The sequence below is a fragment of the Paenibacillus sp. L3-i20 genome (assembly GCF_022180385.2).
Taxonomy (GTDB): domain Bacteria; phylum Bacillota; class Bacilli; order Paenibacillales; family Paenibacillaceae; genus Pristimantibacillus.
Genome location: NZ_BQME02000001.1, coordinates 1,145,587 through 1,152,500, shown reverse-complemented (window position 1 = coordinate 1,152,500; position 6,914 = coordinate 1,145,587). Strand labels below are relative to the sequence as shown.

3 protein-coding genes, 7 tRNA genes and 1 rRNA gene (1 of these 11 running past the window's edge) are annotated in these 6,914 nt (G+C 43.7%); 10 read left to right on the top strand and 1 reads right to left on the bottom strand.

Features of this window, described 5'->3' with window-relative positions; all coding sequences use genetic code 11:
* The 8 genes from MFF31_RS05455 to MFF31_RS05420 all read left to right on the top strand — a co-directional run.
* Positions 1 to 2,313 (top strand): 23S ribosomal RNA (locus tag MFF31_RS05455); it begins 618 nt to the left of the window's first position.
* Between the two features lie 204 nt (positions 2,314 to 2,517).
* Positions 2,518 to 2,593 (top strand) — tRNA-Asn (locus MFF31_RS05450).
* 5 nt (positions 2,594 to 2,598) lie between these two features.
* Positions 2,599 to 2,674: transfer RNA gene (locus MFF31_RS05445), tRNA-Thr, on the top strand.
* 60 nt (positions 2,675 to 2,734) lie between these two features.
* A tRNA-Glu gene (locus MFF31_RS05440) sits at positions 2,735 to 2,809 on the top strand.
* Positions 2,810 to 2,814: 5 nt separating this feature from the next.
* Positions 2,815 to 2,890, top strand: a tRNA-Val gene (locus MFF31_RS05435).
* 10 nt (positions 2,891 to 2,900) lie between these two features.
* Positions 2,901 to 2,974: transfer RNA gene (locus MFF31_RS05430), tRNA-Gln, on the top strand.
* Positions 2,975 to 2,986: 12 nt separating this feature from the next.
* Positions 2,987 to 3,062, top strand: a tRNA-Lys gene (locus MFF31_RS05425).
* Between the two features lie 23 nt (positions 3,063 to 3,085).
* Positions 3,086 to 3,168 (top strand) — tRNA-Leu (locus MFF31_RS05420).
* Between the two features lie 345 nt (positions 3,169 to 3,513).
* On the opposite strand, the gene MFF31_RS05415 is transcribed toward MFF31_RS05420, so the two are convergent.
* The gene (locus tag MFF31_RS05415; RefSeq protein ID WP_238187079.1) at positions 3,514 to 5,127 is read right to left on the bottom strand and encodes a helix-turn-helix domain-containing protein; all 1,614 of its coding nucleotides are present in this window, start codon (positions 5,125 to 5,127) and stop codon (positions 3,514 to 3,516) included.
* A 204-nt stretch (positions 5,128 to 5,331) separates the two neighbouring features.
* Between MFF31_RS05415 and MFF31_RS05410 the strand changes: the two genes are divergently transcribed.
* Positions 5,332 to 5,751 carry a response regulator transcription factor gene (locus MFF31_RS05410; protein ID WP_238187078.1) on the top strand — a complete coding sequence of 140 codons (420 nt, stop codon included), beginning with the start codon at positions 5,332 to 5,334 and terminating at the stop codon, positions 5,749 to 5,751.
* A 64-nt stretch (positions 5,752 to 5,815) separates the two neighbouring features.
* Positions 5,816 to 6,880 (top strand): 2,3-diaminopropionate biosynthesis protein SbnA, encoded by a 1,065-nt coding sequence (sbnA, locus tag MFF31_RS05405; protein WP_248565405.1) that lies wholly within the window; start codon positions 5,816 to 5,818, stop codon positions 6,878 to 6,880.
* Positions 6,881 to 6,914 lie beyond the last annotated feature (34 nt).

Below are 6,914 nucleotides of genomic sequence, written 5' to 3'. Positions count from 1 at the left end.
GAATGAACCGGCGAGTTACGATCCCGTGCAAGGTTAAGGTGGAAAGCCGGAGCCGCAGCGAAAGCGAGTCTGAATAGGGCGAATAAGTACGTGGTCGTAGACCCGAAACCGTGTGATCTACCCCTGTCCAGGGTGAAGGTGCGGTAACACGCACTGGAGGCCCGAACCCACGCATGTTGAAAAATGCGGGGATGAGGTGGGGGTAGCGGAGAAATTCCAATCGAACTCGGAGATAGCTGGTTCTCCCCGAAATAGCTTTAGGGCTAGCCTCGGATATGAGTGTCGTGGAGGTAGAGCACTGATTGGATGCGGGGCCCGCCAAGGGTTACCAAGTCTAGTCAAACTCCGAATGCCATAGACATGCTTACCGGGAGTCAGACAGTGAGTGCTAAGATCCATTGTCAAGAGGGAAACAGCCCAGATCATCAGCTAAGGTCCCCAAGTGTGTGTTAAGTGGGAAAGGATGTGGAGTTGCACAGACAACCAGGATGTTGGCTTAGAAGCAGCCACCATTTAAAGAGTGCGTAATAGCTCACTGGTCGAGTGACTCTGCGCCGAAAATGTAACGGGGCTAAACACACCACCGAAGCTATGACATTGCAGCTTGCTGCATTGGGTAGGGGAGCGTTGAATATACGTTGAAGGTATACCGTGAGGAGTGCTGGAGCGTATTCAAGTGAGAATGCCGGTATGAGTAACGAAAAGACAAGTGAGAATCTTGTCCGCCGAAAGCCTAAGGGTTCCTGAGGAAGGCTCGTCCTCTCAGGGTAAGTCGGGACCTAACGCGAGGCCGAAAGGCGTAGTGGATGGACAACAGGTTGAAATTCCTGTACCACCGAAGATCGTTTGAGCAATGGGGTGACACAGAAGGGCAGTGACGCGGACTGATGGAATAGTCCGTCTAAGCAGTGAGGCTAGTGTGTAGGCAAATCCGCACACTGTTAGGCTGGGCTGTGATGGGGAGCGAAAATTATAGTAGCGAAGGTCATGTACTCCGGCTGTCAAGAAAAGCCTCTAGTTAGATCAAGGTGCCCGTACCGCAAACCGACACAGGTAGGCGAGCAGAGCATGCTAAGGCGCGCGGAAGAACTCTCGTTAAGGAACTCGGCAAAATGACCCCGTAACTTCGGGAGAAGGGGTGCCTCGGTAGGGTTAATAGCCCGAGGGGGCCGCAGTGAATAGGCCCAATCGACTGTTTAGCAAAAACACAGGTCTGTGCGAAGCCGTAAGGCGAAGTATACGGGCTGACGCCTGCCCGGTGCTGGAAGGTTAAGGGGAGCGGTTAGGAGCAATCCGAAGCTGTGAACCGAAGCCCCAGTAAACGGCGGCCGTAACTATAACGGTCCTAAGGTAGCGAAATTCCTTGTCAGGTAAATTCTGACCCGCACGAATGGCGTAACGAATTGGGCGCTGTCTCAACGAGAGATCCGGTGAAATTTTAATACCTGTGAAGATGCAGGTTACCCGCGACAAGACGGAAAGACCCCATGGAGCTTTACTGCAGCTTGATATTGGACTTTGGTACGATCTGTACAGGATAGGTGGGAGCCATTGAAGCATGAGCGCCAGCTTGTGTGGAGGCGACGTTGGGATACCACCCTGATCGTATCGGAGTTCTAACCTACTACCGTGAAACCGGTAGAGGGACCGTGTCAGGCGGGCAGTTTGACTGGGGCGGTCGCCTCCTAAAATGTAACGGAGGCGCCCAAAGGTTCCCTCAGAATGGTTGGAAATCATTCGAAGAGTGCAAAGGCATAAGGGAGCTTGACTGCGAGACCTACAAGTCGAGCAGGGACGAAAGTCGGGCTTAGTGATCCGGTGGTACCGAATGGAAGGGCCATCGCTCAACGGATAAAAGCTACCCTGGGGATAACAGGCTTATCTCCCCCAAGAGTCCACATCGACGGGGAGGTTTGGCACCTCGATGTCGGCTCATCGCATCCTGGGGCTGAAGTAGGTCCCAAGGGTTGGGCTGTTCGCCCATTAAAGCGGTACGCGAGCTGGGTTCAGAACGTCGTGAGACAGTTCGGTCCCTATCTGTCGCGGGCGTAGGAAATTTGAGAGGAGCTGTCCTTAGTACGAGAGGACCGGGATGGACGTACCGCTGGTGTACCAGTTGTTCCGCCAGGAGCATAGCTGGGTAGCCAAGTACGGACGGGATAAACGCTGAAAGCATCTAAGCGTGAAGCCCCCCTCAAGATGAGATTTCCCAGTATGTAAGACCCCTTGAAGACGACGAGGTTGATAGGTTCGGGGTGGAAGTGCAGTAATGTACGGAGCTGACGAATACTAATCGGTCGAGGGCTTATCCTAATACGCTTATATAGGTCATACAACTTATAAGCAAACAGATAAAGTAACTCAAGCTATTCTTTCGTATCCAGTTTTCAAGGTGCAAAAACCTTGAAGAGCGAAATAATGTCCTTTCTAAAGCGATTTAGATGGCATCATGAGCGAAAAACACTGTCTTTTGCAATTGAAGCTCTTGGACACATTTTTTACTTGAATGTGCGTTGTTCCCTGATAGCTCAGTTGGTAGAGCACTCGACTGTTAATCGAGTTGTCACAGGTTCGAGTCCTGTTCGGGGAGCCATTATTGCTCTCATAGCTCAGTAGGTAGAGTGCATCCATGGTAAGGATGAGGTCACCGGTTCGATCCCGGTTGAGAGCTCCAGTTCTTGAATGAACAATTCCTGAATTCATGCGAAGGACAAGCCAGTAACACTTTTAGTTAGGCCCGTTGGTCAAGTGGTTAAGACACCTCCCTTTCACGGAGGTAACAGGGGTTCGAGTCCCCTACGGGTCACCATTTATGGAGGATTAGCTCAGCTGGGAGAGCATCTGCCTTACAAGCAGAGGGTCGGCGGTTCGATCCCGTCATCCTCCACCATACCGTTCGCTGGGGTTTAGCCAAGCGGTAAGGCAACGGACTTTGACTCCGTCATCCTAGGTTCGAATCCTGGATCCCCAGCCATTTTCTTAGTAAGAGCCATTAGCTCAGTTGGTAGAGCACCTGACTTTTAATCAGGGTGTCGAAGGTTCGAGTCCTTCATGGCTCACCAGTTATTTACCCGGTAATACCCACGCGCGTATGGCGGAATTGGCAGACGCACTAGACTTAGGATCTAGCGGGCGACCGTGGGGGTTCAAGTCCCTCTACGCGCACCATACATGAGAAAACCCTTCTGATAGAAGGGTTTTTTGTTGTGTATAACTTATTGTTTTTGAAGTAACTATGCACAATAGATGAACAGTTATGTATAACTCTTGTATAAATAATGATTTATACACAGTGTATAGATAAAGTTATACAGCCGAGCTATATAAATTACTTATACACAGTGCATAAATAGTAGAAATATTGCTTATTATTCAGATTAGTTAAATAAAGTTGATAAATAGCTTGTAGAAGATGAAAATTAAGATTATTTATACACAAACCATGAACAGTTATGTATAACTTTATCTCAAGATATTACTTATACACAGTAACAAATGGTTTCGTATAAAAATTTAAACGGTAACGTACGTATTTGCTAAATACCCCAACACTTCATCCACAATCTGTTCCCTTCCTTGTGGAGTCCAGCTCATAACTAGCCAATTGTTAATAAAATGAACTTGATTGTTATGCACAGCCTGAATACTACTCCAGTTTCGATGTTCCTTCAAACGTTGTAAGGTGTGTATAACTTCTGGTGTGTCGGAATACATACGGATCCACAAGTAATCGCTGTCCATTGGGGGTAAATCAGCAGGATACAATTCCAGTCTCATTTTGTTTTTTGGTACATGCTTACCTGCAGATAAGCGTAGTTCATTGTACAGTAGATGATTTAAGGGATGATTTTTGGTTCCTTGTAAGTAAAAGTGGTCGTTCATCATTTGTAATACAGATACAGTCGGTACTTTCTCCAATTGACTGATCCATTGTCTAGCCCCTGCAATTTTTTTGTCTAGTGCTTCTACGACGATTTGTGCTTCGATTTCTCTTCCTACAAGTTCTGAAATTTTGCGATGTGTTGTTAACCAATCTAGATCGTTTTCAAATATGACGGTCGGTGCAATCCGTTTAAATGTTTCATAGAAGCTTGCATGTGAATAATCTCCGATAATGAGATCGGGCTCTGCACTTCGTAATTCTTCAAGCTGGTTCATTAGTCTACGATTGTAATCATCAGCATCGATTCCTGGGTGTGGATAACAATCAATAACGAGAATAGGTTCGACACCCATAGATTCCAAATTTAATTGAATGCCAAATCGTGAGGCAACAGCGATTTTCGAGTGTTCACGCTTCATATAAATAGTTGGGGGTAGCCCTGTTGTTTTTTTGAAAACACGACTGAAGTAGTATTCACTTACATATCCAAGACGATAGGCAACCTTTTTGCACGAATGTCCAGCTGCAAGTAATTGCTTAGCTTGTTCAATTCGAATTTGATTTAAATAATCCATCGGTGAAATACCTTTCGTTTTTTTGAAGCTGCGACAATAAGAGCTTGGTGTTAGTTTTGCAATGGCGGCAAGAGTATCTCTATTCATTTTTTTATTAAGATTGGTGTGCATATATGTGATGCTTTCTTCAATGCCATTCCATTTCGGTTGGCGCTCAAGCTGTAGCTCAGATACGGCATTTCTTTGGGTATGAATATGCAGGAGTAGATTTTGAAGAATTAGATTCGTACGAATGCGGTTAAGTTCAATAAGATGGGTGTCGTATAAGTTTTTAATTTCGCGATACATAAAGAGGGGGTCGCTAAGTTTTATAAACCCAGAAGTTAGTAAGCTTGTACAAACATCCGAAGTGGTTCCAACCCATTGATGCTCTCCCCTAGTCAAGGAGATAGTTTGAAAGCTAACGACGAAATATTGAATGTGGTGGGCATACAGCATTCCCTTTATCGGTGTTCCTGCGGGTAGAAAATAGGTTTGCATCGGCTCAGAATGATAGATCTTTTGACCAATTTCAAGCGTTCCTTTACCTGATGAAATAAAAATAAGATGGGAGTTGGTTTCATCAGACTGTATCCTTGTAATTTCTACATGATCTCGATGCTGATAGCGTTGAATGGATAAGAAGAGATACATCTGATCATGAGTTGCAGAAATGATAGGAGTGGTCATTTATCGTTATGGCCCCTTTTTTCAATGTGTTTAGTGCAACAATTAGACAAAAGAGAGGATGCAATAGGATATTCAATCGTGTTAACCATTGCACTAATATATAGTGTACCACGTTGATAATGATTATCAACGATGGAAATGAAATAAATATTTTTTAAAAGTAATTGTTAATAGTAAAACTATTATGAAAAAAACTGGGAGGCAATGATGAAGGGATACATTCATACTATTACGATAAAGATGCAAGGTTCAATTGTAGAGGGGGGAAATAATAAACTATACAACGATTTAAATCATTTTATAGAACAACATGTAAAACAACAATTATCTCCACATCCAGCTCAGTTATCAATCGAATATGATTACCAAATTAATGATAAGAGTATACCTTGGTTAGAGCATCCATTATTAACTGAACGCCAATGTAAAATAGTACAACTCTTAATTGAGCATTATTCGGTTAAACGGATAGCAAGCCATATGTTTATTTCAGAAAATACCGTAAAAAAGCATATACAAAATATTAAAAAATGTCTAAATATCAGTTCTTCTGGTAGTGAATTTGTGTTTGAGATGTTAAGAGAGATTGAAAAAGTTAACCAGGCGCCTACTCTAAGTAGATGATTTTATACTCTTTTTGGAGTATGTACGATGAAATTGTGCGGTGTTACGATTGTATTCAATGATAATGATAATCATTAATAGGAGCAAGAAGGAGGCGAAAAAGATTCTTAAATCACATGCACCAATAAATTCCTTATCTATAAAGTCATCGATATTGGAATGTATAGGAGATACTCCGCTTGTCAGACTAAACAGATTGTTTACTGATCCTGATATTGAAGTGCTAGCGAAGCTTGAATGTATGAATCCTGGTGGAAGTATGAAAGATCGACCAGCTAGATATATTATCGAGCAAGGACTCAAAAATGGGACTATTCAATCCAATTCTCATATCGTAGAGAGTACATCTGGAAATTTGGGAATTGCACTTGCGATGATGGGGAGATTATACGGTCTTGCTGTTACTTGTGTAGTAGATCCTAAAGTTTCAGCTGTTAATTTAAAAATTATGAAGCAAATGGGTGCCAATATTGAAATGGTTACGGAAGCTGATGAGCAAGGAGGATACCTACTTACTCGCATTGCCCATGTGCAATATTTGCTTGGCAGCATTCCAAATAGTGTGTGGATTAATCAATATGCAAATTCTAATAACTGGAAGTCTCATTTTGAAGGCACTGGAACAGAAATTGCAGATGCGCTGGATGATCTCGATGTATTAATAGCAGGAGTAAGTACTTCTGGAAGTATTATGGGTATTGCCAGACGTTTAAGAGAGAAGTTTCCAGCATTACATGTCGTTGGTGTAGATGCAGTAGGTTCGATTATATTTGGTGGACCACCGGGATCTAGAGATTTGCCTGGAATCGGCGCAAGCCGAATTCCCGAATTGTTAAACAAAAGTGAAATTGATTCTGTTTACCACATTAATGATTTGGACTCTGCAAACGGGTGCCGTGCATTGCTTCGATATGAGGGTATATTCGCTGGCGGCTCTTCAGGTTCAGTTGTTGCGGCTGCACAGCAAGTAGTTGCAAAGATGAGAAAACCTATTGGTCGTCCACTTCGTGTCGTTATTATTTTGCCTGATCGTGGTGAGCGGTACATGGACAAAGTTTACGACGATGATTGGTATGCAATGGTGGAAGCTAAATGGCTAGCAGTTGAGGGGGAAGTTGTTCATGAGTAATGTATCTTTACGTTCAGAAAAAACATCTGAAGCA